General features: G+C 73.2%; 21 protein-coding genes and 3 pseudogenes. 8 read left to right on the plus strand and 16 right to left on the minus strand.

Annotated features, from left to right (window positions below; all coding sequences use genetic code 11):
- The 3 genes from BM536_RS43135 to BM536_RS23855 all read right to left on the minus strand — a co-directional run.
- A partial coding sequence (locus tag BM536_RS43135; RefSeq protein ID WP_245873725.1) for a reverse transcriptase-like protein occupies positions 1–879 on the minus strand: 879 nt, incomplete at its 3' end.
- Positions 880–890: 11 nt separating this feature from the next.
- Positions 891–1,634 carry a zinc ribbon domain-containing protein gene (locus BM536_RS23850; RefSeq protein WP_211362946.1) on the minus strand — a complete coding sequence of 248 codons (744 nt, stop codon included), beginning with the start codon at positions 1,632–1,634 and terminating at the stop codon, positions 891–893.
- Positions 1,631–2,488 carry a Nif3-like dinuclear metal center hexameric protein gene (locus BM536_RS23855; RefSeq protein WP_094103438.1) on the minus strand — a complete coding sequence of 286 codons (858 nt, stop codon included), beginning with the start codon at positions 2,486–2,488 and terminating at the stop codon, positions 1,631–1,633. Before BM536_RS23855 ends, BM536_RS23850 begins: the two co-directional genes overlap by 4 nt.
- Positions 2,489–2,779: 291 nt before the next feature.
- Between BM536_RS23855 and BM536_RS23860 the strand changes: the two are divergent.
- Positions 2,780–3,939 (plus strand): annotated as a pseudogene (locus BM536_RS23860) (hypothetical protein).
- A gap of 351 nt (positions 3,940–4,290) precedes the next feature.
- On the opposite strand, the gene BM536_RS23870 reads toward BM536_RS23860, so the two are convergent.
- From BM536_RS23870 to BM536_RS23880, 3 genes are all read right to left on the minus strand, one after another.
- Positions 4,291–5,259, minus strand: coding sequence for a 3-oxoacyl-ACP reductase (locus BM536_RS23870; RefSeq protein WP_094103440.1), 969 nt, complete (start codon positions 5,257–5,259; stop codon positions 4,291–4,293).
- Between the two features lie 9 nt (positions 5,260–5,268).
- On the minus strand, positions 5,269–6,345 hold the full coding sequence (locus BM536_RS23875) for a Zn-dependent alcohol dehydrogenase (protein ID WP_073499251.1): 1,077 nt from the start codon (positions 6,343–6,345) through the stop codon (positions 5,269–5,271).
- A gap of 73 nt (positions 6,346–6,418) precedes the next feature.
- Positions 6,419–7,276: a MaoC/PaaZ C-terminal domain-containing protein gene (locus tag BM536_RS23880; protein WP_073499249.1), complete on the minus strand. Its 858-nt coding sequence runs from the start codon at positions 7,274–7,276 to the stop codon at positions 6,419–6,421.
- Positions 7,277–7,758: 482 nt separating this feature from the next.
- Between BM536_RS23880 and BM536_RS23885 the strand changes: the two genes are divergently transcribed.
- Complete coding sequence (locus tag BM536_RS23885; RefSeq protein WP_073499255.1) at positions 7,759–8,391, plus strand: response regulator transcription factor; 633 nt, start codon at positions 7,759–7,761, stop codon at positions 8,389–8,391.
- Between the two features lie 489 nt (positions 8,392–8,880).
- On the opposite strand, the gene BM536_RS23890 is transcribed toward BM536_RS23885, so the two are convergent.
- Together BM536_RS23890 and BM536_RS23895 are read right to left on the minus strand one after the other, a co-directional pair.
- Positions 8,881–9,531, minus strand: coding sequence for a class I SAM-dependent methyltransferase (locus BM536_RS23890; protein WP_094103441.1), 651 nt, complete (start codon positions 9,529–9,531; stop codon positions 8,881–8,883).
- 92 nt (positions 9,532–9,623) lie between these two features.
- The gene (locus BM536_RS23895; protein ID WP_073494001.1) at positions 9,624–11,360 is read right to left on the minus strand and encodes an MFS transporter; all 1,737 of its coding nucleotides are present in this window, start codon (positions 11,358–11,360) and stop codon (positions 9,624–9,626) included.
- A 261-nt stretch (positions 11,361–11,621) separates the two neighbouring features.
- On the opposite strand from BM536_RS23895, the pseudogene BM536_RS23900 reads away from it, so the two are divergent.
- The 4 genes and pseudogenes from BM536_RS23900 to BM536_RS23915 all read left to right on the plus strand — a co-directional run bounded on the left by BM536_RS23900 (position 11,622) and on the right by BM536_RS23915 (position 16,377).
- A pseudogene (locus BM536_RS23900) lies at positions 11,622–13,150 on the plus strand (MFS transporter).
- A gap of 176 nt (positions 13,151–13,326) precedes the next feature.
- Positions 13,327–14,274 carry an N-acetylmuramoyl-L-alanine amidase gene (locus BM536_RS23905; protein WP_094103442.1) on the plus strand — a complete coding sequence of 316 codons (948 nt, stop codon included), beginning with the start codon at positions 13,327–13,329 and terminating at the stop codon, positions 14,272–14,274.
- Positions 14,275–14,444: 170 nt separating this feature from the next.
- Positions 14,445–15,263: a DUF5336 domain-containing protein gene (locus BM536_RS23910; protein ID WP_073494003.1), complete on the plus strand. Its 819-nt coding sequence runs from the start codon at positions 14,445–14,447 to the stop codon at positions 15,261–15,263.
- A 103-nt stretch (positions 15,264–15,366) separates the two neighbouring features.
- Positions 15,367–16,377, plus strand: coding sequence for an LLM class F420-dependent oxidoreductase (locus BM536_RS23915; RefSeq protein WP_073494005.1), 1,011 nt, complete (start codon positions 15,367–15,369; stop codon positions 16,375–16,377).
- Between the two features lie 12 nt (positions 16,378–16,389).
- Here BM536_RS23915 and BM536_RS23920 read toward each other — a convergent pair whose 3' ends face one another.
- The 3 genes from BM536_RS23920 to BM536_RS23930 are packed head-to-tail and all read right to left on the minus strand — an operon-like array spanning position 16,390 to position 19,965.
- A complete protein-coding gene (locus BM536_RS23920) occupies positions 16,390–17,169 on the minus strand; it encodes a hypothetical protein (protein ID WP_073494007.1) in 780 nt (259 codons plus the stop codon).
- On the minus strand, positions 17,156–18,742 hold the full coding sequence (locus tag BM536_RS23925; protein WP_079275036.1) for a VWA domain-containing protein: 1,587 nt from the start codon (positions 18,740–18,742) through the stop codon (positions 17,156–17,158). The genes BM536_RS23920 and BM536_RS23925 overlap by 14 nt, the downstream gene beginning before the upstream one ends.
- Positions 18,739–19,965 (minus strand): hypothetical protein, encoded by a 1,227-nt coding sequence (locus tag BM536_RS23930; protein ID WP_079275037.1) that lies wholly within the window; start codon positions 19,963–19,965, stop codon positions 18,739–18,741. The genes BM536_RS23925 and BM536_RS23930 overlap by 4 nt, the downstream gene beginning before the upstream one ends.
- A gap of 216 nt (positions 19,966–20,181) precedes the next feature.
- Between BM536_RS23930 and BM536_RS23935 the strand changes: the two genes are divergently transcribed.
- Complete coding sequence (locus BM536_RS23935; protein WP_073494051.1) at positions 20,182–20,472, plus strand: hypothetical protein; 291 nt, start codon at positions 20,182–20,184, stop codon at positions 20,470–20,472.
- 28 nt (positions 20,473–20,500) lie between these two features.
- On the opposite strand, the gene BM536_RS23940 is transcribed toward BM536_RS23935, so the two are convergent.
- The 3 genes and pseudogenes from BM536_RS23940 to BM536_RS23950 all read right to left on the minus strand — a co-directional run bounded on the left by BM536_RS23940 (position 20,501) and on the right by BM536_RS23950 (position 23,725).
- Complete coding sequence (locus BM536_RS23940; RefSeq protein ID WP_073494011.1) at positions 20,501–21,571, minus strand: prenyltransferase; 1,071 nt, start codon at positions 21,569–21,571, stop codon at positions 20,501–20,503.
- Positions 21,568–22,301, minus strand: a pseudogene (locus BM536_RS23945) (class I SAM-dependent methyltransferase). The gene BM536_RS23940 and the pseudogene BM536_RS23945 overlap by 4 nt, the downstream one beginning before the upstream one ends.
- A complete protein-coding gene (locus BM536_RS23950) occupies positions 22,295–23,725 on the minus strand; it encodes a glycosyltransferase family 4 protein (RefSeq protein ID WP_094103443.1) in 1,431 nt (476 codons plus the stop codon). Before BM536_RS23950 ends, BM536_RS23945 begins: the two are co-directional and overlap by 7 nt.
- Before the next feature lie 210 nt (positions 23,726–23,935).
- Between BM536_RS23950 and BM536_RS23955 the strand changes: the two genes are divergently transcribed.
- Positions 23,936–24,595, plus strand: a complete 660-nt coding sequence (locus BM536_RS23955; RefSeq protein WP_073494017.1) for a TetR family transcriptional regulator — start codon at positions 23,936–23,938, stop codon at positions 24,593–24,595.
- A gap of 15 nt (positions 24,596–24,610) precedes the next feature.
- Here BM536_RS23955 and BM536_RS23960 read toward each other — a convergent pair whose 3' ends face one another.
- A complete protein-coding gene (locus BM536_RS23960; protein WP_073494019.1) occupies positions 24,611–24,859 on the minus strand; it encodes a ferredoxin in 249 nt (82 codons plus the stop codon).
- A 4-nt stretch (positions 24,860–24,863) separates the two neighbouring features.
- The gene (locus tag BM536_RS23965) at positions 24,864–26,321 is read right to left on the minus strand and encodes an aldehyde dehydrogenase (RefSeq protein WP_073494021.1); all 1,458 of its coding nucleotides are present in this window, start codon (positions 26,319–26,321) and stop codon (positions 24,864–24,866) included.
- Positions 26,322–26,443 lie beyond the last annotated feature (122 nt).

Here is a 26,443-nt window from a genome sequence, read left to right on the forward strand (position 1 = left end):
GATCCCGCTCCCGGTGCCGCCGGTCCCTGTGCCGGTGCCGCCGGTCCCGGTGCGGGTACCAGTGCCGCCGCTCCCAGTGGCCGTCGCGGCATCGGCCCCAATGGCCGTCGTGGCGCCGGTCCCCGTAGCCGTCGTGGCGCCGGGCCCCGTGGCCGTCGCGGCGGCGGCTTCCGCGGCGGAAGCCGTGTACGCCGCGGCGCCGCTCGCGGGGGTCCCGCCGACGCCCCCTGCGGACGGGACCGAGTCACCGGGGCCCCCGGCGGAGGCCGTGCCCATGGCCGTCCTCTCGGCATGCGCCGACGCCGGGGCGCCGCCCTCGCGGCCCTTCGCCAGGGCCTCGCGCGCCTTGGCCGCACCGGCGGTCGCGTCTCCGGGAGGGCCCGACGGCGCGAGGTCGGCCGGGGCGGTCCGGGACGTGCCGGCCGCGGCGGTCAGGGCCGCCATGGACGCCCCGGCGTCCCACTGTTCGCCGCGCTTGCCGGCGTCCATCGCCTCGTTGGCCAGGCGGTCGGCGTGTTTGTTCTGTTCGCGCGGGATCCACTCGTAGGTGACCTGGCCGGGCGGGTAGATCCGGGCGGCCTCCGTGGCCAGTGGCTTCATGTCCGGGTGCTTGATCTTCCAGCGGCCCGACATCTGCTCGACGACGAGCTTGGAGTCCATGCGGACGCGCACCGGGGCGGCCGGGTCCAGTTCGCGGGCGGCGCGCAGGCCGGCCAGCAGGCCCCGGTACTCCGCGACGTTGTTGGTGGCGATCCCGATGTACTCGGCCCGCTCGACGAGGGTCTCCCCCGTCGCCGCGTCGATCACCACGCTGCCGTAGCCCGCGGGCCCCGGGTTGCCCCGGGACCCCCCGTCGGCCTCGACGATGAACTCCCGCACGTCAGCCGTCCCTACAGGCCGGACTCGGAGGTCCGCACCAGGATCCGGCGGCAGTTCTCGCACCGTACGACGGTGTCGGGAGCGGCCTTGCGGATGTCGTTGATGTCGGTGATCGCCAGCTCCTGGCGGCAGCCCTGGCAGGTGCGCTGGTAGAGCTTGGCCGCGCCGACACCGCCCTGCTGCGCGCGCAGCTTGTCGTAGAGCTTGAGCAGGTCGGCGGGGACGGTGGCGGCGATGACCTCGCGCTCCTTGGTGGCGGAGGCGATCTCGCCGTCGAGCTCCTCGAAGGCGGCGTCGCGGCGGGCGGTCGCGTCGTCGATCCGGCCCTGGACGGAGCCGACGCGCTCGGTCAGCTCGGCGGCCCGCTCCTGGGCGGCCTCGCGGCGCTCCATGATCTCCAGGACGACGTCCTCGAGGTCGCCCTGGCGCTTGGCGAGGGAGACGATCTCGCGCTGGAGGTTCTCCAGGTCCTTGGAGGAGGTGACGGCGCCGGAGTCGAGGCGCTGCTGGTCGCGGGCGGCACGCTGACGGACCTGGTCGACGTCCTGTTCGGCCTTGGTCTGCTCGCGGGCGGTGTCGCTCTCCTCCGTCTGCGCGGCCACCAGGAGGTCGCGCAGCTGCGTGAGGTCCTTGGTCAGCGACTCGATCTCGGCGTGCTCGGGCAGCGAGCGGCGCTTGTGCGCGAGCTGCTGGAGGCGGACATCGAGGTCCTGGACGTCGAGGAGTCGGATCTGGTCGGCGGGCGCGGCGTTCAGTTGGGGGCTCCAGGTGAAGGGAATTGGCTGGTCCAGGGGTCGGTGACCGTCTTCGAGACGTGGACCCGCAGGCCCCAGCCGTGGCGGTCGGAGATCTCGTCGAGCTGGGCTGCGGCCAGCTCGCACCAGGGCCACTCGGTGGCCCAGTGCGCCGCGTCGAGCAGCGCGAGAGGTGGGTGGGCGCCGTGTGCGCCGTGCGCGCGGGCCTCGGACACGGGGTGATGGCGCAGGTCCGCGGTGAGGAACGCGTCGACGCCGGCGGCGCGGACGTGGTCGAAGAGGCTGTCGCCGGATCCGCCGCTGACCGCGACGGTCCGCACGGTCGCGTCCGGGTCGCCCGCCATCCGGATGCCCTGCGCGGTGGCGGGCAGTCGTTCGGCGGCGCGGGCGGCGAGTTCGCGGACGGTGAGCGGGTGGTCGAGTTCGCAGACCCTGCCCAGGCCGCGCCGCCCGTCGGGATCGCCGGGATCGGGCACGAGGGGCCGTACGACGCGCAGGTCGAGGGCGCCGGCGAGGGCGTCGCTGACGCCGGGGTCGGCGGTGTCGGCGTTGGTGTGGGCGACGTGCAGGGCGATGTCGTGCTTGATGAGGGTGTGCACCACGCGGCCCTTGAAGGTGGAGGCCGCGACGGTCGTCGTCCCGCGGAGGTAGAGGGGGTGGTGGGTGACCAGCAGGTCGGCGCCCAGTCCCACCGCCTCGTCGACGATCTCCTGGACCGGGTCCACGGCGAACAGGACCCGTCCGACGTCCTGGCCGGGTTCGCCCACGACGGTGCCGACCGCGTCCCAGGACTCGGCCCGCTCGGCGGGCCACAGGTTCTCCAGCGCGGCGATGACTTCAGACAGACGGGGCACGGGGAAAGGCTACCTGGCCGCCTCCCGGCCCCGAACCGCCGCAGGCCAGGAGGCCTGGCAGACCCGGGGTCGCCCGGCCGGCCGAGCCAGGTCGGCGGGTGGGCGATCCCGCCGGGGGCGTAGGGGGGCGGAGTCCCGAAGAGGGGGACACACCACCCCAACCCCATGCACACCCCCCTCAACCCCCGGAGGAGAATCGCTTCTGCGCCACTCTTATGAGCGAAGCCCCCGCCCGCCGACGCCCCGCCCGTGCGTACGAAAACTAGCTTCGTCGGCGGAGGTGACCGAACCATGACGGCCTGTGCGATCGAACCCACCGCGGAGAACGGGGACGACGACCCGACGCCGGACGCGCCCTGCGCGATCACGGCGGACGGCACCTACGCCGCACGTCTCGCCCGCGACGGCGATTCCTGGTTCCCGGAGCGCTGGACGCTGGACGGCCCCGAGCCGTACGCCGTACCGCTGCCCGCCCACCAGCCGGAGGAGCCCGGCACGGAGGTGCAGCCGATGGCCGACGGGCGGGTGCTGATCCACCGGCTGACGCAGGGGCGGCACGCGTTCTCACTGCTGTACCCGACCGGCCCCGGCACGGGTGAGCTGCCCCTGGGCGCGGTCGAGTGCCCGGACGAGGCCACCGTCCTGCGGCTGCTCCCGCCGGCCCCCTGCGGGCAGCGGGCGTACGCCGTCGCCGTGGGCCGGCGTTCGACGGCACTGTGGCTGGTGGCGGGCGGCGCCTTCGGCCCCGAGCACCTCGCCGAGATCCCGGGCCGCTGCTCGGGCGGGGTGTGGCTGGACCGGAGGGGCCGCATGCTGGCCCTGGACCGTGAGGTCGGCGGCCGTACCAAGGCGGTCGTGGTGGACCTGGAACGGGGCGGTGAGGTGTCCCCGCTGCTCCAGATCGCCGTCGGCAGCGACGACCGGCTGCTGCTCGCGGACCCGGACAGCGGGCTGCTGCTGATCCGCTCGGACGCGCCGTCGCCCGGGAGGCCCCGGCTCGGCTGGGGGGTGCTGGGCAGCACGCTGCCGGTGCGTTTCCCGGCGTCGCTGCGGCTCACCGACCGGGCGCTGACGCCGTTCGCGATCCAGCCGGGTCAGGTCCTGCAGCCGGAGAGCTGCGCGGTGGGCCTGCGCATCGACGGCCCGTTCGACAGCTGGGTGGGTGTGTGGCGGCCCGCGGACCGACGGTTGTACCAGCTGGCGGCGCCGGACGGCTGGTTGGCGGGCAGCGGTCTGTGGACGGAGGACGGGGTGCTGCGGCTGCCGTACGCGACGGCGGCGGAGCCCTGCGGGGTGGCGCGGGTGGCGGCGCCGGCCGCGGAGCGGAACGGCGGTCGCGCGGCTCCGCCGAGATGGCCCCCGACACCCTGGAACCGGAAGCTCCGGAACCGGTCGCGCCCCGGCCCGTTCCACTCCAACAGGCGCCCCTGGCACGGCTTGTAACGAAGTAGTGGCGGTTGGCGTGGCCGCCTGGATTCACCCCGAGGTCCGCCGGATAAGCTTTCCGGGCTGAAAAAGATCATGTTGACGGGGTGAACACTTCCGATGAGCGACACAAGCACCATGCAGCCGTGGTCCGCCGACACACAGGAGGACACCGGTCACGGCCGGCACCGGGGCCCGGTCTCGTCCCACGAAGGCGAGTCCGCTCCCCGGGGCCGGCACCGTAAGCCGGCCGAGGACAAGGCCGGCGCGACTGTCTGACCGTTACGCCTGTGGCCCGGTCCGTCCTGACGGCGGACAGGGCCCACACCTGTTCTCCGTCACCGAACCCGGTCACCGATCCCGCTCACCGCTCACCGTCACCGGGTTCCGTCACCGACTTCCGTCACCGCTCCCCGCCTCAGTCCCAGCACCTCCGCCGCCGCGAACGTCTCCCCCTCGGGCCGTCCGGCGTAGTGCGGGGTGAGCACGGCGTCCAGTTCCTCGTGACTGAAGGTCTCCTGCTTGCTCTCGAACACGGCCTGCACGCGGGGTCGTTCGACCACGGCGACCATCCCGCCGTGCACGACGAGGAGTTGTCCGTTGATCCGGGCGGCGGCGGGCGAGGCCAGATAGCCGACGAGCGGGGCGACATGCTCGGGGGCCAGGGGATCGAGCCCCTCGCCGGGGCGGCCGAGGCCCGCGAAGACGTCCTCGGTCATCCGGGTGCGGGCGCGCGGGCAGATGACGTTGGCGGTGACGCCGTACTTGGCGAGCGCGAGGGCGGTGGAGGTCGTCAGGCCGACGATTCCGCCCTTGGCCGCCGCGTAGTTGGGCTGTCCGGCGGAGCCCGCGAGGAAGGCCTCCGAGGAGGTGTTCACGATCCGCCCGTACGCCGGCCCGCCCGCCGCCTTGGACCGTTCGCGCCAGTGCGCGGCGGCGAAGCGGGTGGTGTTGAAATGGCCCTTGAGGTGGACGCGGATCACCGAGTCCCACTCCTCCTCCGTCATGGAGAAGACCATGCGGTCGCGCAGGATGCCCGCGTTGTTGACCAGGATGTCCAGCGTGCCGAACTCGGTGACCGCCAGCTCGACGAGGTCACGCGCGGCGGCGAAGTCGGAGACGTCCCCGGTGTGGGCGAGCGCGGTGCCGCCCGCCGTACGGATCTCCCGCACCACCTCCTCCGCGGGAGCGGCCGAGCCCTCGCCCGAGCCGTCGCGGCCGGGTCGGCCGAGGTCGTTGACGACGACGGCGGCGCCCAGCCGGGCCAGTTCCAGTGCCTCGGCCCGGCCGAGTCCGCGTCCGGCACCGGTGACGATCGCGGAACGGCCTTTCAGCGGCTGTGACATGACGGGACCTCAGATCTCTATGCAGGTGCGCAGGGCGGCCCCGGTGCGCATCTGGTCGAGGGCCTCGTTGATCTCCGCGAGCGGGACGCGGTGCGTGATCAGCCCGGCGAGGTCGATCCGGCCGGCCCGCCACAGGGCGACGGTCCGCTCGTAGGAGCGCAGGACGTCGCCGCCGCCGTACATGGAGGGCAGGATCCGCTTCTCGTCGAAGAACAGCTCGAACATGTTGAGCTGGAGGAAGTCGTCCATGGCTCCGGCACCGACGACGACCAGGGTGCCGCCGCGGCGGGTGGTCTCGTAGGCGGTGCGGGCCGTGGTGGAGCGGCCGACGACCTCGAAGACGTAGTCGAAGCCCTCGCCGCCGGTGATCCGCTGCTTGGCGTCGGGGAGTTCTCCGGGTGCGACGGCTTCCGTGGCGCCGAACCTGAGGGCGGCCTCGCGGCGCGCGGCGACGGGGTCCACGGCGACGATCTCGGCCGCGCCCCTGAGCCGGGCGCCCTGTATCGCGGAGACGCCCACTCCCCCGCAGCCGATGACCGCGACCGACGAACCGGCCTCCACGTCCGCCGTGTTGAGCGCGGCGCCCAGCCCCGTGGTCACTCCGCAGCCGATGAGCGCGGCGATGTCGAAGGGCACGTCGTCGGGGATCGGGACGGCGCAGCCGGCGTCGACCACGACCTCCTCGGCGAAGGTGCCGGTGCCGGCGAAGCCGAAGAGATCACCACCGGGGCGCCGGAAGTTGGGGGTGCCCGCGTTCATGAACCCGGCCAGGCACAGCTCGGTCTGGCCGCGTCGGCAGGCGGGGCAGACACCGCAGGCGGGCAGCCAGCACACGACGACCCGGTCGCCGGGCTTCACACGGGTGACGCCCTCGCCGACGTCGAGGATCTCGCCCGCGCCCTCGTGGCCGGGCACGAACGGCGCGGGCTGCGGCAGCACCCCGCTCATCGCGGACAGGTCCGAGTGGCACAGCCCCGTGGCGCGCACCCGGATCCTGACCCTGCCGGGGCCGAAGCCCACCGCCTCGACGTCGTCGAGGACCTCCAGCTTGTCCTGGCCGATCTCGTGCAGTACGGCTGCGCGCATGGTGCGGCTCCCCTCGGGTCCCCTCGGATGCTGGCTGGTTCAGGAGTTGGTCAAGGCGTGGTGCGGGTGCCGTTCAGGAGTGTTCGACGATCGTGTCGGCGAGCACGGGCGCGTCCGCTCGCTCCGCCGCGCTCACCGCGACCCTGACCGCCGCCTCGCCGCGCCACATGCGGATGCGCAGGGTCTCGCCGGGGAAGACGACGCCGGCGAAGCGGGTGGCGTAGGCGCGTACCCGCGTCACGTCGCCGTCGAGCAGGGTGTCGACGACCGCCTTGAGGGTGATCCCGTAGGTGCACAGGCCGTGCAGGATGGGCCGGTCGAAGCCGGCGGCGCGTGCGAAGTCGGGGTCGGCGTGCAGCGGGTTGCGGTCGCCGGAGAGACGGTAGAGGAGGGCCTGGTCCTCGCGGATGTGCCGTTCCACGGTCTTGTCTGGGTCGCCCGCCGGGGGGTCGAGCCGGGTGGAGGGACCCCGGTCGCCGCCCCAGCCGCCCTCCCCGCGGACGAAGATCTGGGCGTCGTTCGTCCACAGCGGGCCGTCCGCGTCGGCGACCTCGGTTCGCATGACGAGGACGGCGGCCTTGCCCTTGTCGTACACGGCGGCGATACGGCCGGTGGCGGTGGCGGTGCCCTCGGCGGGCAGCGGACGGTGCAGGGTGAGCGACTGGCCGCCGTGCAGGACGCGGGCCAGGTCGACGTCGACGCTGGGCATGGACAGTCCGCTGATCACGCCGGGTGAGCCGGAGCCCGCGACGGTGGCGAAGCTGGGCAGGACGTGCAGCCGGGACTCCAGGGTGTAGCGCAGTTCGTCGGGGTCGGTGGCGGGGACGCCCGCGCCGACGCCGAGGTGGTAGAGCAGGACGTCCTTGCGGTCCCAGGTGATCTCGCCGATCCGGGGTTCGGCGGCGAGGGCCTTGGCTGCGTCGATGGGCATGGGGCTCCTGGCGGGTCTCAAGACCTCGGCGCGACCGTCCGCACCGTCGGCCGCACCGAGGTCGTCACGGGCGGGATCTAGAACGCGTTCCAGTCCGGCGCCCCTCTGTATAGCCGAGCGCCCGACACTTGTGAAGGCTCCTGACGGTTCGTCAGCTCACGTGTCCCGTGGCACGCCGGGTCCGCGTCCGGGACGTTCGTCCCGCGCGGGTCCGCCCGACCGGATCTCCCGGCGGGCGGGGGCGGGTGCGTCGCGTCGCCCCGTCCGGCCGGATCTCCCGGCGGGCAGGGGCGGGTGCGTCGCGTCGCGGAGCGGTGGGCGAGGGCCCACGGGGACCCCCGGGGGACCCACGGGGACCCACGACGGGGTCGCCGGGGATGCGCGGGGCCGTACCGGGCCGGGCCGGATCGGTCTCTTCGCTCAAAGCCGGTCGCGGCGGTGCCGTCCGGGCCCGCCGGTCCTACGCTGGGGCCGTGAACGAGATGCCCCGGGACCATCGCCCCGCCAAGTCCATCAGGGTTCTGCTCGCGGAGGACCGGGGCACGGTGCGCGGGGCGCTGGCCGTGCTGCTGGGGCTGGAGCCGGACATCGAGGTGGTGGCGCAGGTGGGCACCGGGGACGCGGTCGTGGACGCCGCCCTCCTCCACCGCCCGGACGTCGCCCTCCTCGACGCCGAACTGCCCGGCATGAGCGGTCCGGACGCCGCCGCCGAGCTGCGCGAACAGGCACCCGACTGCCGGGTGCTGATCCTCACCACCGTCGGCCGACCGGGCTGTCTGCGACGGGCCATGGAGGCCGGGGCCGCCGGGTTCCTCGTGAAGGACGCTCCGGTGGAGGAGCTGGCGGACACGATCCGCCGGGTGCTGATCGGTGAGACGGTGGTCGATCCGGCCCTGGCGGCCGCCGCGCTCAGTGCGGGGCCCAGCCCGCTGACGTCCCGTGAGTGCGATGTCCTCAGAGCGTCCGCCGACGGCGCGACCGTCGCCGATGTCGCCACGGAGCTGCGTCTGCCGGAGTCGACGGTCCGCGACCACCTCTCCGCCGCCATCGGCAGGACCGGCACCCGCAACCGCGCGGAGGCGGTGCGCGAGGCACGGCGGCAGGGCTGGCTCTGAGCGACGCGGAGCCCGCCGGCACAGTGCCGACGGACGCGGACAGGGACACGACAGGGACAGGGACAGACGGGCCCGCCCTGCCGTACCGGCCCCTGCGGCAGCCGGTACGTGGGGGGCGGTCGGCACTGGGTGACGGTCGGCGCGGGGGGCCTGGCGGTCGGCGAGGCGCGGGCGTCCTGGCGGTCGGCGAGGCGGTGGCCGTGCACCGGCACCGCCGCCGGGGGGCGGGAGGCGGGCGGCGAAAGCTGGGCGGCTGCCAGCTGGTGGCGGGCGGCGAAAGACGGGCGGCCAGCGGCTAGCGGCGGGCGGCCAGCGGCCGAGCCCGGAGGGGCGGCCAACGGCCGGAGCCCGGAGGGGCGGCCAACGGCCGGAGCCCGGAGGGGCGGCCAGCGGCCGGAGCCCGGAGGGGCGGCCAGCGGCCGGAGCCGGTGAGGCCTGCCAACGGCCGGAGCCCGGAGGGGCGGCCAGCGGCCGGAGCCGGTGAGGCTCCTAGCGGCCGGTGCCCGTGCGGCGCAGGACGCGCAGGGAGCCGGCGTCCGAGATCTCCGTGAAGGCGCGGGACTCCAGGGCACGCAGGTAGACGCGGTAGGGGGCCTGGCCGGTGAACTCGTCGGCCGGGTCCGGGAAGACGTCGTGGATGACGAGCAGGCCGCCCTCGGCGACGTGCGGGGCCCAGCCCTCGTAGTCGGAGCCGGCGTGCTCGTCGGTGTGGCCGCCGTCGACGAAGACCAGGCCGAGGGGCGAGTTCCAGAAGGCGGCGATCTGCGGGGAGCGGCCGACCAGCGCCACCACGTGCTCCTCCAGACCGGCCCGGTGCAGGGTGCGGCGGAAGGTGGGCAGCGTGTCCATCAGGCCGGTCTCGGGGTCGACGGTCTCCGGGTCGTGGTACTCCCAGCCCGGCTGCTGCTCCTCGCTGCCCCGGTGGTGGTCGAGGGTCAGCGCGGTGACCCCGGCCCGCCGGGCCGCGTCGGCGAGCAGGATCGTCGAGCGTCCGCAGTACGTGCCGACCTCCAGCAGCGGCAGCCCCAGACCGGCGGCCTCGACCGCGGCGGCGTACAGCGCGAGCCCCTCGTCGAGAGGCATGAACCCCTTCGCCGCCTCGAACGCGGCCAGGATCTCGGGCTCGGGTGCCGCGGGCATGGGGGTCCTTCCGGTCGTACGTGCGTCTGGGCCCGCCCATGATGCACCGCGCCCCCCGTCGGACGACCGACGGGGGGTGCGGGGTGCGCGGGTCAGGCGGTGACCGTCTCGCCGGGCAGCGCCAGGTCCAGGTCGACCGGGCGCTCGTCGCCCGCGTGGGTCGCGGCGGAGGCGAGGGGACCGTGGCCGGTGGCCTTGGCGGCGAGGACGTAGGCGCCCTGGGCGGGGACGGCGAGGGCGTAGCTGCCGTCCGCCTCCGACAGGGTGGCACCGGCCTGGCGGCCGCGGCGGTCGATGAGGGTGACCCTGGCGTGGGCGACCGGCGCGCCGCCGGCGTCCAGGACCCGGCCGCGGAAGCTCCGCAGGACCTCTTCGGCACGTGCCAGGTTGGCGTCCTCCTCGCTGCTGGCACGCAGCCGCGGCGTCGCCGCGGGGGTGCGGGGCAGGAACAGGGCGAACAGCAGGCCTACGGCGACGGCGCCGGTGGCGATCAGGAAGGAGACCCGGAAGCCGTGCATGGTCGGGACGGCGACGCCGCCGACGTCGTTCGCGGTGTTGGCCAGCACCATGCCGATGACGGCGCTGGAGACCGACGTGCCGATGGACCGCATCAGGGTGTTGAGGCCGTTGGCCGCGCCCGTCTCCGAGGCCGGGACCGCGCCGACGATCAGCGCGGGGAGCGAGGAGTAGGCGAGGCCGATGCCCGCGCCCAGGACGACGGCGATGACGAGGCTCTGCCACGCGGCGCTCATCAGGCCGAGGCCGGCGCCGTAGCCGATCGCGATGATCAGCAGGCCGAGGATCAGGGTGAACCTGGGGCCGTACCTGGCGGAGAGGCGGGCGTAGACCGGTGCGGTGACCATCATCGTCAGGCCGAGCGGCGCCACCAGCAGGCCGGCGGTGACCATGGACTGGCCGAGGCCGTAGCCGGTGCTCGTGGGCAGTTGCAGGAGCTGGGGCAGGACGAGGGAGACGACGTAGAAGGAGACGCCGACCATGACGGAGGCGAGGTTGGTGAAGAGGACCGCCGGGCGGGCGCTGGTGCGCAGGTCGACCAGCGGGGCCTTGACGCGCAGCTCCATCACGCCCCACAGGCCGAGCACGACGGCGGAGGCGGCGAACAGGCCGAGCGTGGTGCCCGAGGACCAGCCCCAGTCGCTGCCCTTGGTGATCGGCAGCAGGAACAGGACGAGGCCGACGGAGAGGCCGATCGCGCCGGGCAGGTCGAAGGTGCCCCCGGCGCGGGCCGGGGACTCGGGTACGACGAGCAGGGTGAGGCCGATGGCGAGGACGCCGAGGCCGGCGGCGCCGTAGAAGAGGGCGTGCCAGTCGGCGTGCTGGGCGACGAGGGCCGCGGCCGGCAGGGCGAGGCCACCACCGACGCCGATGGAGGAACTCATCAGGGCCATCGCCGAGCCGAGCTTCTCGCGGGGCAGCATGTCGCGCATCAGGCCGATGCCGAGCGGTATCGCGCCCATCGCGAAGCCCTGGAGGGTACGGCCGACGATCATGATCAGGAGATCGCTGGTGGCGGCGCTGACCAGCGCGCCGACGACCATCACGGAGAGGCTGAGGATCAGCATCCGCCGCTTGCCGTACAGGTCACCGAGGCGGCCCATGATCGGTGTGGCGACGGCGCCGGACAGCAGGGTCGAGGTGAGGACCCAGGTGGCGTTGCCGGGTGAGGTGGCCAGCAGTTGCGGCAGGTCCTTGATGACCGGGACCAGCAGGGTCTGCATCACCGCGACCACGATGCCCGCGAAGGCGAGCACGGGGACGACGGCACCGCCCGTCCTGCGTCCGGGCTGGTCGGTCGACGTGTGCGTCATGGAGCGGGGCCTCCAGGCCTGGGAGAAGGGGTGCGGACGGGCGAGCCGTGCGGGGTACGGACGGGCGGGCCGTGCGGGGTGCCGACGGTTCGAGCGGGATACGTGCAGGGTGAACCACGTATGCATGAGCAACTATTCCGATGCTTCAGCACACTAACGAAATCTTGACCTTCTCTTGGGGAAGCCGGAAGGGGGAGCGGCGGGCGGTACCGCGGGCCTAGGTCGAAATCCCGATGCAAGGGGCGCGGAGTGGTTGGGACCATGACACCCATGCCCTCTGCCTCCCGCCCCACCCGCTCCCCGACCCGCTCCCCCGCCTGGCTCGTCATCGCGCTCGCCTGCGCCGGCCAGTTCCTCGTCGTCCTCGACGTGTCCGTCGTGAACGTGGCCCTGCCCTCCATGCGGGCCGAACTGGACATGAGCGCGTCCGGCCTCCAGTGGGTGGTCAACGCGTACGCCATCGCCTTCGCCGGGTTCATGCTGCTCGGCGGACGGGCCGGCGACCTCTACGGCCGTAAGCGGATGTTCCTCGTCGGGCTCGCCCTGTTCACGCTGGCCTCGCTGGCCGGCGGGCTCGCCCAGGACGACTGGCAGCTGCTGCTCGCGCGGGCCGCGCAGGGGCTCGGCGCCGCCGTGCTGGCGCCCTCGACGCTGACGATCGTCACGTCCGCCGTGCCCGAGGGCGCGGCGCGGGCGCGGGCGATCGCCACCTGGACGGCGGTCGGCGCGGGCGGCGGCGCCGCGGGCGGGCTCGTCGGCGGGGTGCTGGTCGACCTGCTGTCGTGGCGCTGGGTCCTGCTGATCAACGTGCCGGTCGGCGCGGTCGTCCTGATCGGCGCCCTCGCCCTGCTCCCCGAGAGCCGCGCCGGGGACCGCCGTCGCCTGGACCTGCCGGGCGCCTCCTCGTCACGGCCGGCCTGGCCACCCTCGCGTACGGCATCTCCCGCACGGAGGCCGAGGGGTGGACCGCGGCGGCGGCGCTGGTGCCGCTGGCCGCCGGACTCGCGCTGGTCGCCCTGTTCCTCGCCGTCGAGGCCCGCACGGCGGCCCCGCTGATGCCGCTGGGCCTGTTGCGGCGGCGGTCGGTGTCCTCGGCGAACGTGGCGATGCTGCTGTGCGGCTCGGCGATGTTCTCCATGTGGTACTTCATGACGCTGTACGCGCAGAACGTGCTCGGCTACACCCCGCTGGAGGCCGGCCTGGCGCTGATGCCCAGCTCCCTGGCCGTCGTGCTCGGCTCCAAGCTGGCCCCCCGGCTGATGCGGACGCTCGGGGCGCGCACGGTGGCGGCGCTGGGCGCGCTGACGGCGACGGCCGGATTCGGCTGGCAGTCGACGATGACCGCCGACGGCGCCTACCTCACCGCGATCATGCTGCCGGGCGTGCTGATGATGCTGGGCGCGGGCCTGTCGGCCACCCCGCTCGCCTCGCTGGCCACCGCCGGAGCGGCGCCGGGCGAGGCGGGACTGGTGTCCGGCCTGGTCAACACCTCCCGCACGATGGGCGGCTCACTGGGCCTGGCGGTGCTGTCCACGCTGGCCACGGGACGCACGGACGGGCGGGGCACCCCCGAGGCACTGACCGCCGGCTACGCGCTGGCGTTCCGGGCGGGTGCGGTGGTGATGGCCCTGGGGGTGGCGCTGATGCTCGTCTGGCTGCCGCGGAGGGCGGAGCGGCCGGGGCCGGTGGAGGCGCCCAGGCAGAACGATCCGGGCACGGACCCCGCGACCCCGGCCCCGGCCCAGGCGGATCGGGCGGGACCGAAGGACACCGGGATCTCCGCACGCTGAGACAACGGCCCGGCCTGCCCCCTCACGGCCTCCCTCCAACCTCCAGGAGACGCCCGTGACCGGCGCAGCCGACCGAGCACCCGAGAGCGGCACACGGCGGATCACCCGCTCGCGCACGGCCCGCCGGCGTCGCCCTCCCGGCCCGGTCGGGGGCGCCAGGCCCTAGGGTGGCAGGCGTGTCGTACGTAGGCCCTGACTTCGATCCTCCGCGCCCCCGCCGCTCCCCGCCGCGGCGCACGCTCATCGTGGTGCTCGCCGCGCTCGTGCCGGGCGCGCTGCTCGGCTGGCTGGCGTTCGGGACGCCGGGCGGATCGGACGACGGCGGGTCCGGCCGGGTCACGGGGGCGGCCTCCGGCACCGGGGGGCCGGCCTCGGCCGGCGGTGACCCCGACGGCAAGCCGGGCGCCTCGGCCTCACAGTCCCCGACGGCGTCCGCGCCCGGCGGCGCGGGGTCCCTCGCGGACAAGGTCGTCGTCATCGACCCGGGGCACAACCCCGCCAACTTCGAGCACACGGCCGAGATCAACCGCAAGGTGGACATCGGCACCAACAAGAAGGAGTGCGACACCACCGGCACCGCCACCAACTCCGGTTACAGCGAGGCCGCGTTCACCCTGGACGTGGCGCACCGGCTGCGCACCCTGCTGGAGCGGCAGGGTGCCACGGTGAAGCTGACGCAGGACGCCGACCGGCCCTTCGGGCCCTGCGTCGACGAGCGGGCCCGGATCGGCAACTCCGCCCGCGCGGACGCCGTCGTCTCGGTCCACGCCGACGGCGCGGCCACCGGGCAGCGCGGCTTCCATGTGATCCTGCCGGGCCCGGTGCACGCGGGCGGCGCCGACACCCGTCCCATCGTGGGGCCTTCGCGGGAACTCGGCGAACTGATCGCGGACGACTTCGCGGAGTCCACGGACACCTCGCCCTCCAACTACGTCGGCGACGGTACCGGTCTCGTCACACGTGAGGACCTGGGCGGTCTCAATCTGTCAACGGTTCCCAAGGTGTTCATCGAGTGCGGCAACATGCGCGATAGCAAGGACGCGGCACTGCTCACCAGCGGCGCCTGGCGGCAGAAGGCGGCGCAGGGGATCTCTGAGGGAATCGTGAGTTTCCTGCGCGGGTAGTGGTCGGCGCGCTGAACCTCGGGGACAGTCCGATCGTGCGGACGATAGTGTCGTCCCTACGATGAGGGGCCACCCCCGCGCTTCCCACCCGAGCCTGACGGCGACATGGTGACAGCGATGCCTCTACCGATGCGTGTATCGATGACGAGACGACTGACGAAGGACCTGAAGTGAATATCCGCTCCCTCACTCGAGGCGACGGCGTGGTGATCGGAGCAGCGGTATTGCTGTTCATCGCGTCGTTCCTGGACACGTTCGACGGTTCCGGCGACGACGTTCCCACCGCGTGGGACGACCTCGGTCTGCTGATGAGCATGTACGTCGGCGGGATCATCGGTGCGGCCCTGATCGTCCTCGCCCGTGCGCTGCCCCAGCCGCGCAAGGTCGTCGGCCTGGATCTCGGCCAGCTCGGGGTCGCGTTGACGGTGTTCGCCGCCTGGACGGCGTTCTGGACGATCATCGACCCGCTGGGCGCGTTCAGCGACACCTTCGGCAGCGCGGACGTGGAGCGGGGGGCCGGTATCATCCTCGGCTTCATCGCGACGCTCGTGCTGGCCGGCGGTGCCGTCGCCACCGCCCTGGTCCCCGCCCTCCAGGCCGCGCTGATCCCGGCCCCGAAGCCTCCGGCGCCGCTGCCCTACGGTGCTCAGCCGCCCGGTGGTTACGGCTACCCGGGTGCACAGCAGCAGCCGTCGCCGTTCGCCGGTCCGCCGCAGCAGCAGGGTCAGCAGCCGGGCCAGCCGCCGTTCGCGGGTGGGCAGCCCGCTCCGGCGCAGCAGCCTCCGGCCGCCGACTTCTCTCCGTTCTGGTTCGCCGTGCCGGTGCCGCGTCCGCTGTACGCGGAGGACGGTGCGCCGATGCCGATCGCCGAACTGGCGCCCGGCACCTGGTACCTGGCCGTCGAGCAGGGCGCCCAGGGTCTGGTGGCGCAGACCCAGGACGGCCGTCGCGGCGTGCTGCGGGACGCCTCCGGCATCCAGCGCGGCTGAGTCCCGGCCCCGCACCTCGCGGCCCCTCGCCCTTCCGGGCGGGGGGCCGTTGTCGTACAGTCGCCTACCTCCAGAACAACTGACGTACCGTCAGGAGGCAGGGATGCGGCTCGGTCTCGCGCTCGGCTACTGGGGGCGCGGCCCCTCCCCCGGCCATGTGGAGCTGGCGCGGGAGGCGGAGCGGCTCGGGTACGACTCGGTGTGGACGGCCGAGTCCTGGGGGTCGGACGCCTTCACCCCGCTCACCTGGATCGCCGCCCACACCTCGACGATCGGGCTGGGTACGGCGGTCGCGCAGATGGCGGCCCGTTCGCCGACCACGACGGCGATGCACGCCCTCACCCTGGACCACCTCTCCGGCGGGCGGATGACACTGGGCCTCGGCCTGTCCGGTCCGCAGGTCGTCGAGGGCTGGTACGGACGCCCGTTCCCGGCCTCGCCGCTGACCGCGACCCGCGAGTACGTCGACGTCGTACGGCAGGTCCTGCTGCGGGAGGGGCCCGTCGAGCTGGACGGGCGTTTCCACGCGCACCCCTACCGGGGGCCGGACGCCACCGGGCTCGGCAGGCCGCTGAAGCCGATCACGCATCCGCTGCGCCCCGGACTGCCGGTGCTGCTGGGCGCGGAGGGGCCGCGGAACGTGGCCCAGACGGCCCGGATCGCCGACGGCTGGCTGCCGCTGTACTGGTCGCCGGACCGGCCGGACGCGTACGGGCCGGCGGTGGCGGAGCTGCCGGAGGGGTTCCGGGTGGCGCCGATGGCGCGGGTGCGGGTCTGCGACGACCTGGCGGAGGGGCTGCTGCCGGTCAAGGCGATGCTGGGCTTCTACATCGGCGGGATGGGACACGCCCGGCGCAACTTCCACGCCGATCTGATGGCCCGCATGGGGTACGAGGAGGAGGCCCGGCGGATCCAGGAGCTGTTCCTGGCCGGGCGCCGGGAGGACGCCGTGCTGGCCGTCCCGGACGCCTTCGCCGACGAGATCTCCCTGGTCGGCCCGCGCGAGCGCATCGCCGAGCGGCTGGAGCGGTGGCGCGAGGGCCCGGTGACGGACCTGTTGGCCCTGACCCCGGACCCGCACACCCTGCGCGTCCTGGCCGAACTCAACTCCTAGGCACAGGGCGCTTCAGAGGAACACCGCGATCGGGTTCAGCGTCAGTTCGCCGCGTTCGCGGTTCCAGGTCGGGACCTTGCCGAGGCAGCGGGCCTGGAACTCCCCGGTGAAGTACTCGGCGTTCTGGAAGCCCTCGCGGACCCCGGCCGCCTCGCAGGTGATCCGTACCTGCGCGGCCGGCTCCCCGGTGCCGTACCGGGCGCGCAGCTCGATGTCGCCGTTCTCCGCGCGGCGGGCGGTGAACAGGCCGGTGACCGAGACGAATGCCGAGCCGACGCCGACGGCGGTCAGCGGCACGCTGCGGTCGCCGCCCCGGTCGGCGAGGGTGTCGGCGAGCGCGCGGTTCGGTGTGACGACGCCGGTGGTGAGGTCGGCCTGCACGACGACGTCCTCCTTGCGCATGGTGTCCATCAGCAGCCGGATCACGGTGATGGGCGTGCTCTGCCGGAGGTAGGCGGTGACGCGTTCCCTGGCGACCTCCCGGCGGGCCCCGGCCATGCCGCCGGACAGCCGGGCGAAGAGTCCGACGCCCGCGTCGACGTTGGTGCGGTCGGCGACCTCCGCCTCCAGCGCGGCGGAGAAGCCGCCCTGCTGGTAGAGGTCCATGACCCGCTGTTCGTGCAGGAAGAAGGCCATGCCGTGCACGATGCGCCCGCCGCGCCGGCGGCGTCGCAGCAGGCCCAGCCGGACCAGCCCGTGCCGGGCCAGTACGGCGAGGGCCACCGCCGTCACCGCCCAGACGACCAGCCACGGCCACCACAGGCTCCACCACTGACTGTCAATGACACCCACGGATCTCCTTGAACGCGTCGGTGAGCGAGGAGAGACCGGCGTCGACCGTACGGCCGCCGGTCGCCGCGGCGGCCCGCTTCAGGGCGGCGGCGTCGGCCTCTCCGAACTGGACGGTGAAGGTGGGCACCGCGTCGGCGGCGGAGCCCAGCCGGCCGTGCCGGCGCAGGAACTCGGCGTACGTCAGGCCCGTGTTGTTCTCGCCGTCCGTCATCAGCACGATGGCGACGGGCCGTTCGGGGGCGGCGCGTACCGCGTCGGCGGCGATGCGGTAGCCGCGGTCGAGGGCCGACCAGACGGCGGTGGCGTCGTCGAAGCCGCCGTCGGCGACGATCCGGTCGAGGGTCTCCAGGTCGGCGTCGGAGCGCACGGTGACCGTGCGTTCCTCGAGCACGCTCCCGCCGAAGCGGACGACGGTGAGGCGTTCACCGCGGTAGAAGCGGGCGAACTTGCCGGTGGAGGTCCGGTCGGCGCCGCTGAGGCCGGCGAAGGCGGCCCGCAGGGCGGCGATCCGCTCGCCGCGCATCGAGGTGGAGAAGTCCAGCAGGAAGACGACCTGGTCGCCGGTGGCGTGCACCGGGTCGCCGTAGTCGTCGACGAGTTGCCGCACGATGGCCAGCCGGTCGGGGAAGGACAGGGCGTTGCCGACGGAGGTGCGCAGTTCGGGGGAGGGCTCGACGTCCTGGTTGACGGGCCGCCGGTGGGTGCGCCGCATCAGCTCGCGCTGGGTGTCGGCGCTCAGCAGCCAGTCGACGACCTTGCCGTACGCCTCCCGTTCGCCGGGGTCGAGGAGGAGCAGCGGGAAGTCGGAGAGGACCATGCCGTCTTCGGGGTGGACGATCTCCAGCGGCGCGCTCAGTCTGCCGCTCGCGTTGAGGGAGAGCAGTTCGGCCTCGTGGGCGATCAGCGCGTCGGCGGTCTCCGGGCGCTCGGCGTAGGTGTCCGTCAGTTCGCGTGAGCCGGGGGCGGTGAGGGTCTGGCCGGAGCGGAAGCCGCGCAGCCGGTCGCAGGAGACGTCCTCCTCGCGCAGGGCGCTGCCGGTGCCGGCGGCGGCCGTGGCGACGCCGACGAGCGCGGCCCGTCCGGTGTCGCTGCGCCGGGGGTCGGCCATGCCGAAGCGTACGGTGCCGTCGGCAGCGGCGTCGGCGAGGTCGGCCCAGGAGATCCGGCCGCCGGGAGCGCGTCCGCGCAGGTCACGGGCGGCGTCGGGGGTGAGGCCGACGACGACGGGTGAGCGCATGATCGAGGTGGACTCGGGGCGGGTGAGGCCGCCGGCGGAGTCCTGCAGGCGCAGCAGGAAGGAGCGGTCGGAGGCGAGCCAGGCCAGGTCGTGGGCGGACTTCCGTCCGGCGGCGGGCGGCTGGCCGTCGAGGTCCGCGGTCGCCGTGTAGTCCAGCTCCAGTTCGACCCCCGTGTCCTCCTCCAGTTCCGCCAGCAGCGGTGCCACGTCGGCCAGTTCCGGGCTCGCCAGGACGCGGAGGGTGACGTGGTCGCCGCCGTCGGTGCAGGCGGACGTGAGGGTGGCGAGGAGGGCGAGGACCAGGCCGGCGGTGAGGGCCGTCGTCGGCCGCCTCACGGGGTGTCCTGGACGGGCGGGGGGCAGGTGCCGACGTAGGTGATGATCCGCTCCAGGACCTCCAGGTCCGGTTCGTAGGACTTGGTCTGGTCGGGGTTGGCGGCGGGGGCCTGGATGCCGTGGTCGCCGAGGTAGGCGTTGAGGCGTTCGCTGGTGCCGTCCTCGCCGGAGAAGCGGACGCGGAAGCCGAGTTCGATGGCCCGGTCGCGCAGTTCCCCGTCCTCCTGGAGCAGCCGGACCAGGCGGTCGCCCCCGTCGGTGAGGGAGATGAGCTGGGGTTCGGTGAGGGCGTAGGGCGTGGGGTAGAGCAGGACGCGGTCGGTGTCCTGCTCACCGGACCTGTCGTGGTGGGCGATCTGGTGGGCCAGGTACTGGTGTTCGTAGATGAGGGAGATGGGGGCGATGCTCTCGCCGAGGTCGGAGAGGTAGCTGTCGGCCTGTTCGTCGGCCCACATGCCCTGGAGGCTGATCAGGGGCTTGATCCTCGCGGCGAGGTCGGTGACCGCGTCGTGGGCGAGCCGCGGGTCGTTGACGTTCTCGGTGCCGGGTGTGGTGTTCCCGTTGGCGACGAAGGCGAGGAGGCTGAGGTAGGTGCCGGCGGCGTTGGACTCGCAGACGTTGGAGGTGCGCACCAGGACCCGGCCGCTGTTGCTGCGGCCGCGGACGGTGTCGAAGCCGATGCCGTTCCAGGTGTCGGCGCCCTCGGGCCTGCCGTCGCCGTCCTGGTCGGCGGTGCCCCGGCCGCCGTCGGTGCCGTCGAGCAGGCTCATGAAGGCCGGCATCTTGAGGTCGTAGTAGAGGGTGGGGCCGCCGTCGGGGGCCCGCTGCGGGGTCGCGACCCCGGCCTTCACCAGGGTGTCGGCGTAGTCGCGGAAGGTGCCGAGGACCAGTGGGGTGACGAAGGGGCGGACGGACCGGACGGAGCGGTCCTGCCGGTCGAGGATGATCTTGGCGGCGGGCTGTCCGGAGGGGAAGACGACGTCCGTGCCCGTCAGGGACTGGGTGGCGATGCCGCGGGAGCCGAGGCGACGGATGTCGACGCGGATGCCGTGCCCGAGCAGCAGCCGCTGCACTTCGGGGTCCCGGAAGAAGTCCGACTTGGAGGCCATCCTCGCCTCCAGGGTGACGATCCGCTCGAAGGGGCGCAGGGTGTTGCCCGAGATCAGCAGGGCGATCAGCCCGGCCAGCGCGATCGGCAGGGCGCCGACGACATGCCGGGGCACCCGACGGCGTCTGACCTGACGGGTGCTGAGTCTCGGCTCCTCTACAGCTCTTGCGGAGTGGGACAACGGCCCTCCTGCCACTCAAGGGGGCAGGATCATCGAGGATCCCCTCGAACATCGTCCCCTGGAAGGCTCAACTCCAAGCCAACACACGGGAAATGGAGAAGTCGTGAACCGGCCGTGTTTCAGCCCGTCACAAACGGCAAGGCGGACACCATGTCCCCTAGAAACCGGAACGGCTCGCATTCGGCCGGCAGGGTCATCGCCGTCGTCGCCGACGTGATGGCCTTCATCCTCGGCCTCTGGATCGTCATGTACCTGCTGGACGCCAACCGGGGCAACGACTTCGTGCAGTTCGTGCACGAGGTGGCCCGCTGGCTGGCGGGCTGGTCGCATGACCTGTTCACGTTCGACGAGGCGTGGGCGAGGGTCGTGGCGGGCTACAGCCTGGCGGCGATCGTGTACCTGTTCATCGGCCACGCTATCGCCAACCGGGTCCGCCACTGACCCGTCGAAGACTCCCCCTACGCCCCTCTCAGTCGCAGCAGTCCGGATCCAGTCCCGTCGGAAGGCGGTCGCCGGAGAACACCGCACAGGTGGCGTCGTGGCCGCCCAGCGCGGCGACCGCGAGCAGCAGAGACCCGGCGGTCCAGGTCGTCAGTTCCTGCGGCCAGACCGCCGCGTCCTCGAAGACGTACCCCGTCCAGTACAGCCCCGACTCCGGGTCGCGCAGCCGCTGGATCCACTGGAGGATCTCCAGCGCCCGGTCGGACTCGCCGATCACCCAGAGCGCCAGGGCCAGTTCGGCCGACTCCCCGCCGGTCACCCACGGGTTGGGCACGACACAGCGCACGCCGAGCCCCGGCACGACGAACCGCTCCCACATCTCCTCGATGCGGGCCTTGGCCTCCACTCCGGTGAGCGCGCCGCCCAGGACCGGGTAGTACCAGTCCATCGAGTAGCGGGCCTTGTCCAGGAACCGCTCCGGGTGCCGCCGGATGGCGTGCCGCAGCGCGCCCGCCGCCAACTCCCAGTCCGGCTGCGGTTCCTCGCGCTGCTCGGCGATGGCCAGGGCGCAGCGCAGCGCGTGGTGGATCGACGAGGAGCCGGTCAGCAGCGCGTCCGTGGTGGGCGTGCCGTCGTCGTCGCGGCGCCAGCCGATCTGCCCGCCGCTCTGCTGGAGCCGCAGCACGTACTCGACCGCCCCGTGGACGACCGGCCACATGCGGTCCAGGAAGGTGTCGTCGCCGGTGGAGAGGTAGTGGTGCCAGACGCCCACGGCGACGTAGGCGACGAAGTTCGTCTCGCGGCCGCGGTCGGTGACGTCGGCGAAGTCGCCGTCGGCGTAGGCCGCGTACCAGGAGCCGTCCTCGTGCTGGTGCCGCGCGAGCCACTCGTACGCCCGCTCAGCGGCCTCGTGCTCGCCCGCCGCGTCCAGCGCCATCGCGGCCTCGGTGTGGTCCCACGGGTCGAGGTGGTGCCCGCGGAACCACGGGATCGCCCCGTCCTCGCGCTGTTCGGCGAGGATGCCGTGGACGGTCTCGACGGCCTGCTCGGCGGTGAGGACCCCGGCCAGGACGAGGTGTTCTGTCCGGGGAGTCGTCACTTGGCGTCCACTCGGGGCAGGTGGGGCTTGGTCGCGTACGCCACGAAGCTCTTGCCGATCAGCGGGTTGAGCGCCTGTTCGGCGACCCGGGTCGCGAGGGGTTTCTTCATGATGTCCCAGACCAGCAGCTTGTGGTACGCCCGCACCGGCAGCGCCTGGTCGTTGTCGACGCCGAACGCGCACTTCAGCCACCAGTACGGCGAGTGCAGCGCGTGGGCGTGGTGGCTGCCGTACGGTTCGAGGCCGGCCTCGCGGATCCTGTCGAGCAGTTCGTCCGCCTTGTAGATGCGGATGTGACCGCCCTCGACCTCGTGGTAGGCGTCGGACAGGGCCCAGCAGACCTTCTCGGGGCCGTAGCGCGGGACGGTGACGGCGATACGGCGCCGGGCCTGAGGACCCGCACCATCTCGGCGAGGACGCCCTTGTCGTCGGGGATATGCTCCATCACCTCGGAGATGATGACGACGTCGAAGGACTCGTCGGGGAAGGGCAGCGCGAGGGCGTCGCCCTCCATCGCGGTGGCGGTCGCACCCTCGGGGGCCTCGCCCGCCTCCTTCATCGCGGCGAACCACTTGGCGACCTCGCGGATCTCCTCGCCGTTCTGGTCCAGCGCCACGACCTGGGCGCCGCGCCGGTAGCACTCGAAGGCGTGGCGTCCCGCCCCGCAGCCGAGGTCCAGGACACGGTCGCCCGGGGCGAGCGGGAACCGGGAGAAGTCGACGGTCAGCACGTGGCCCTGCTTTCGCGATCGGATTCGACGTCAACGTCTGGGACAGCATCGGTGACTGCATCTGCGGAGGCGGCGGCAGGGGAGGCGGGCCGTGCCGCGGACGGGCGGGGGCCGCGTCGGCCTCCGGCCCGCTCGACGGCCTCGCGGTACCGCTCGACGGTGCCCTCGGCGGCGCGCGCCCAGGTGAACCGCTCCAGCACGCGCTCGCGTCCGGCCGCGCCCAGCCGGGCCCGCAGTCCGGGGTCGGCGAGCAGCCGGCTCAGCGCGACGGCCAGCGCGCCCGCGTCGCCCGGCGGTACGGCGAGGCAGGTCTCGCCGTCGCGTCCGGCGACCTCGGGGGTGGCGCCGCCGGTGGTGGCGACGAGCGGGGTGCCGGTCGCCATGGCCTCGGCGGCCGGCAGCGAGAAGCCCTCGTAGAGGGAGGGCACGCAGGCGACCTCCGCCGAGCGGACCAGGTCGACGAGTTCGGCGTCGGAGATGCCCTTGACGAACTCGATGGCGCCTTCGAGGCCGTAGCGCGAGACCGCGGCGGCGACGGGGCCCTCCTGCGGGCGCTTGCCGACGACGACGAGGTGGGCGTTCGGCTGTTCGGTACGGACCTTGGCCAGCGCCTCGACGAGGAAGACCAGGCCCTTGAGCGGCACGTCCGCGCTGGACGTGGTGACGATCCGGCCCGGTACGACGGCCACGGACGGGTCGGGCGCGAACAGGTCGGTGTCGGCGCCGATGTGGACGACGTGGACGCGGTCGTCGCGGACCCCGAGGTGGTCGACGATCTCCTGGCGGGAGGTGCCGGAGACGGTGAGCACGGACGGCAGACGGCGGGCGACGCGCTTCTGCATGCGGGTGAAGGCGTACCAGCGGCGCACCGAGGCGCGCCGCTTCCAGCCCTCGGCCGCGTCCAGCTCCAACTGCCGGTCGACCGTGATGGGGTGGTGGATGGTGGTGACCAGGGGTGCGCCCACGTCGCCCAGCAGACCGTAGCCGAGGGTCTGGTTGTCGTGCACGACGTCGAACTCTCCGCGCCGTGCCCGCAGATGGCGTCGGGCGCGCAGCGAGAAGGTCAGCGGTTCGGGAAAGCCGCCGGTCCACATCGTCGCCACTTCGAGGGCGTCGATCCAGTCGCGGTACTCGCCGCGTCCCGGGGTGCGGAACGGGTCCGGCTGGCGGTAGAGGTCCAGGCTGGGCAGCTCGGTGAGGGACAGCCGGTCGTCGTGGCCCTCGTCGAGGACCGGGTAGGGCTGGGAGCCGATGACCTCGACGCGGTGGCCGAGCCGGGCCAGTTCGCGCGAGAGATGGCGGACGTAGACGCCCTGGCCGCCGCAGAACGGGTTTCCCTTGTAGGTGAGGAGCGCGATGTCGAGCGGTCGCCCGCCGTCCGCGGCGAGGTCCTGGGACCCCGCCTGACTGGCCTCAGCGGTCACTCCGGGCCCCCTTCTGCCTGCACTGTCCCGCGAGACTACGACGGGACGCTAATCTAGAACAAGTTTCAGACTTGATCGTCCGGGAGGCTCTGAATCTACCGGCAGGTAAGGACGCTGTGAGCCGTGGATCAGGTGATTCACGCCACGACCAGGCGCCCCGTCTCCGCTGAGTGATCCCAAGCCCTCACCGACCGTCACGGAACGGGACCCATGCCTGCGCACGTCAAGGGGGACAAGGTGGAATCCAGCATCCAGCGCCCCTCCGCCGCTCCCCTCACCGAGCGGCAGGAGGCCCGCCGCCGCCGCATCCTGCACGCGAGCGCCCGACTGGCCAGCCGGGGCGGGTTCGACGCGGTGCAGATGCGGGAGGTCGCCGAGTCCTCGCAGGTGGCCCTGGGCACGCTCTACCGCTACTTCCCGTCCAAGGTGCATCTGCTGGTCGCCACGATGCAGGACCAGTTGGAGCGGATGCACGGCACGCTGAGGAAGAAGCCCCCCGCGGGCGACACCCCGGCCGAGCGCGTCGCGGAGACCCTGATGCGCGCCTTCCGCGCCCTCCAGCGCGAGCCGCACCTGGCCGACGCGATGGTCCGCGCCCTCACCTTCGCCGACCGCAGCGTCTCCCCCGAGGTCGACCACGTCTCCCGCCAGACCACCGCGATCATCCTCGACGCGATGGGCCTGGCGGATCCCACCCCGGAACAGCTCTCCGCGGTCCGCGTCATCGAACACACCTGGCACTCGGCCCTCATCACCTGGCTCTCGGGCCGGGCCTCCATCGCCCAGGTCCGCATCGACATCGAGACGGTGTGCCGGCTGATCGACGTGACGGAGCCGGGGGCCGTGACGGAGCCGGGGGCGCGGGAGTAACGCCCGCTCCCGGCCCTACTCCTCCGGCGGGAACACCGCCTCCCCGTTCTCCGCCAGGGTGATCACGATCGCCTCCACCGGGCAGCTCTCCGCCGCCTCCAGGACGCGTTCGTTGGCGTCCGTGTGGGAGGCGCGCGGGTGGGACTGGCGGGCGGTGTCGAGGTGGAAGCGGTCGGGGGCGTGGTGGAGGCACTGCGCGGAGCCGATGCACAGGGAGCGGTCGACCTCGACGTGCCAGCGGTCTCCCGTCCCGGGTACGCCCATCGGCTCAGCCCTCCCAGCCGGCCGGCAGGTGGATCATCTTGTGCTCCAGGTACTCGCCGTACCCCTCGGGGCCGAACTCGCGGCCCAGGCCGCTGTTCTTGTAGCCGCCGAACGGGCCGAGCATGTCGAGACTGAAGGTGTTCACGGAGTACGTCCCGGTGCGGACCCGGCGGGCCACCTCGACGCCGTGTCCGACGTCCGCCGTCCACACGCTGCCGCTCAGGCCGTAGTCGGAGTCGTTCGCGATCCTCAGGGCCTCGGCCTCGTCGCCGTAGGGGAGGAGGCAGATCACCGGGCCGAAGATCTCCTCGCGGGCGATCCGCATGGAGTTGTCGACGTCACCGAAGAGGGTCGGCTCGACGTACCAGCCGCGGTCCAGGCCGGGCGGGCGGCCGCCGCCCGTGAGGATCTTCGCGCCCTCCTCCTGGCCGATGCGGATGTAGTCGAGGTTGCGCTGCTGCTGGCGCCTGGCGACCAGCGGGCCGACCTGGGTCGCCGGGTCCAGCGGGTCGCCCACGACCAGCGCGCCCGCCGCCGCCGCGAAGGCGTCCGCGAACTCGTCGTAACGGGAGCGCGGCAGCAGGATGCGGGTCTGGGCGACGCAGGCCTGACCGTTGTTCATCCAGGCCGCCGGGACGATCCCGGCCACCGCCGTCTCCACGTCCGCGTCCGGCAGGACGACCGCCGCCGACTTGCCGCCCAGCTCCAGCGTGACGCGGGTGAGATGGCGGGCGGCGACCTCCATCACCCGCTTGCCGGCCGCCACCGATCCGGTGAAGGAGACCTTGTCCACGCCGGGATGCCCGACCAGGTACTCGCTGACCTCGCGGTCCGCCGGAAGGATCGACAGGACACCCTCGGGCAGCCCCGCCTCCCGGGTGATCTCCGCCAGCAGATAGGCGTCCAGGGGTGATTCGGGCGACGGCTTGAGCACCACCGTGCAGCCGGTGAGCAGCGCGGGCGCGAGCTTGGCGGCGGCCACGAACTGCGGGACGTTCCAGGGGGCGACGGCGGCCACCACCCCGACCGGTTCGCGCCGCACGAGGATCTTCCCGAGGACGCCGTCGCGCCGCTCCTCCACGGGGAAGCCGCGCGCGACGGTGATCGCCGCGTCCCACACCATCATCGCCCCGAGGGCCTGGGCGAGAACGCTCCAGGAGTACGGGGAGCCGTTCTCGGAGGAGATCACACGGGCGATCTCCTCGTGCCGGGCGGCGATCCCGTCCTTGATGCGCGTGACGACCGCGATCCGCTCCCCCAGCGGCAGCCGGGGCCAGGGCCCCTCGTCGAAGGCCCGCCGCGCCGCCGCGACCGCCCGGTCCACATCGGCGGGCGAGGCGTGCGGGACGCGCCCGATGACCTCCTCGGTGTGCGGCGAGACGACTTCGATGACGTCCTTGCCCAGGGGGTCGGTCAACTCCCCGCCGATGAACAGCTGTCCGTGTTCCACTAGCTCGGCCATGGCGACTGCCTCCCGAGGGCACCGGCGTCCGTGGGTCTTCGACGAGGTTCCCGAAAGTGTTTCTGACGGTGTTTCAGAAACTGATACCAGTTCTCGTTAAAGTAGTCCACGGAGAAGACGAA

It is taken from the genome of Streptomyces phaeoluteigriseus (assembly GCF_001896135.2).
GTDB classification, from domain to species: Bacteria; Actinomycetota; Actinomycetes; order Streptomycetales; family Streptomycetaceae; genus Streptomyces; species Streptomyces phaeoluteigriseus.

Excerpts from the sequence above, each read along its gene's own strand:
- BM536_RS23880 (WP_073499249.1), bottom strand. The coding sequence starts at position 7,276 with ATGCCCATCGACGCAGCCAAGGCCCTCGCCGCCGAACCCCGGATCGGC.
- BM536_RS23870 (WP_094103440.1), bottom strand. The coding sequence starts at position 5,259 with ATGTCACAGCCGCTGAAAGGCCGTTCCGCGATCGTCACCGGTGCCGGA.
- BM536_RS23895 (WP_073494001.1), bottom strand. The coding sequence starts at position 11,360 with ATGACGCACACGTCGACCGACCAGCCCGGACGCAGGACGGGCGGTGCC.
- BM536_RS23965 (WP_073494021.1), bottom strand. The coding sequence starts at position 26,321 with ATGGCCGAGCTAGTGGAACACGGACAGCTGTTCATCGGCGGGGAGTTG.
- BM536_RS23935 (WP_073494051.1), top strand. The coding sequence starts at position 20,182 with ATGTCCCCTAGAAACCGGAACGGCTCGCATTCGGCCGGCAGGGTCATC.
- BM536_RS23960 (WP_073494019.1), bottom strand. The coding sequence starts at position 24,859 with ATGGGCGTACCCGGGACGGGAGACCGCTGGCACGTCGAGGTCGACCGC.
- BM536_RS23875 (WP_073499251.1), bottom strand. The coding sequence starts at position 6,345 with ATGCGCGCAGCCGTACTGCACGAGATCGGCCAGGACAAGCTGGAGGTC.
- BM536_RS23890 (WP_094103441.1), bottom strand. The coding sequence starts at position 9,531 with ATGCCCGCGGCACCCGAGCCCGAGATCCTGGCCGCGTTCGAGGCGGCG.
- BM536_RS23885 (WP_073499255.1), top strand. The coding sequence starts at position 7,759 with ATGCCCCGGGACCATCGCCCCGCCAAGTCCATCAGGGTTCTGCTCGCG.
- BM536_RS23955 (WP_073494017.1), top strand. The coding sequence starts at position 23,936 with ATGCCTGCGCACGTCAAGGGGGACAAGGTGGAATCCAGCATCCAGCGC.
- BM536_RS23915 (WP_073494005.1), top strand. The coding sequence starts at position 15,367 with ATGCGGCTCGGTCTCGCGCTCGGCTACTGGGGGCGCGGCCCCTCCCCC.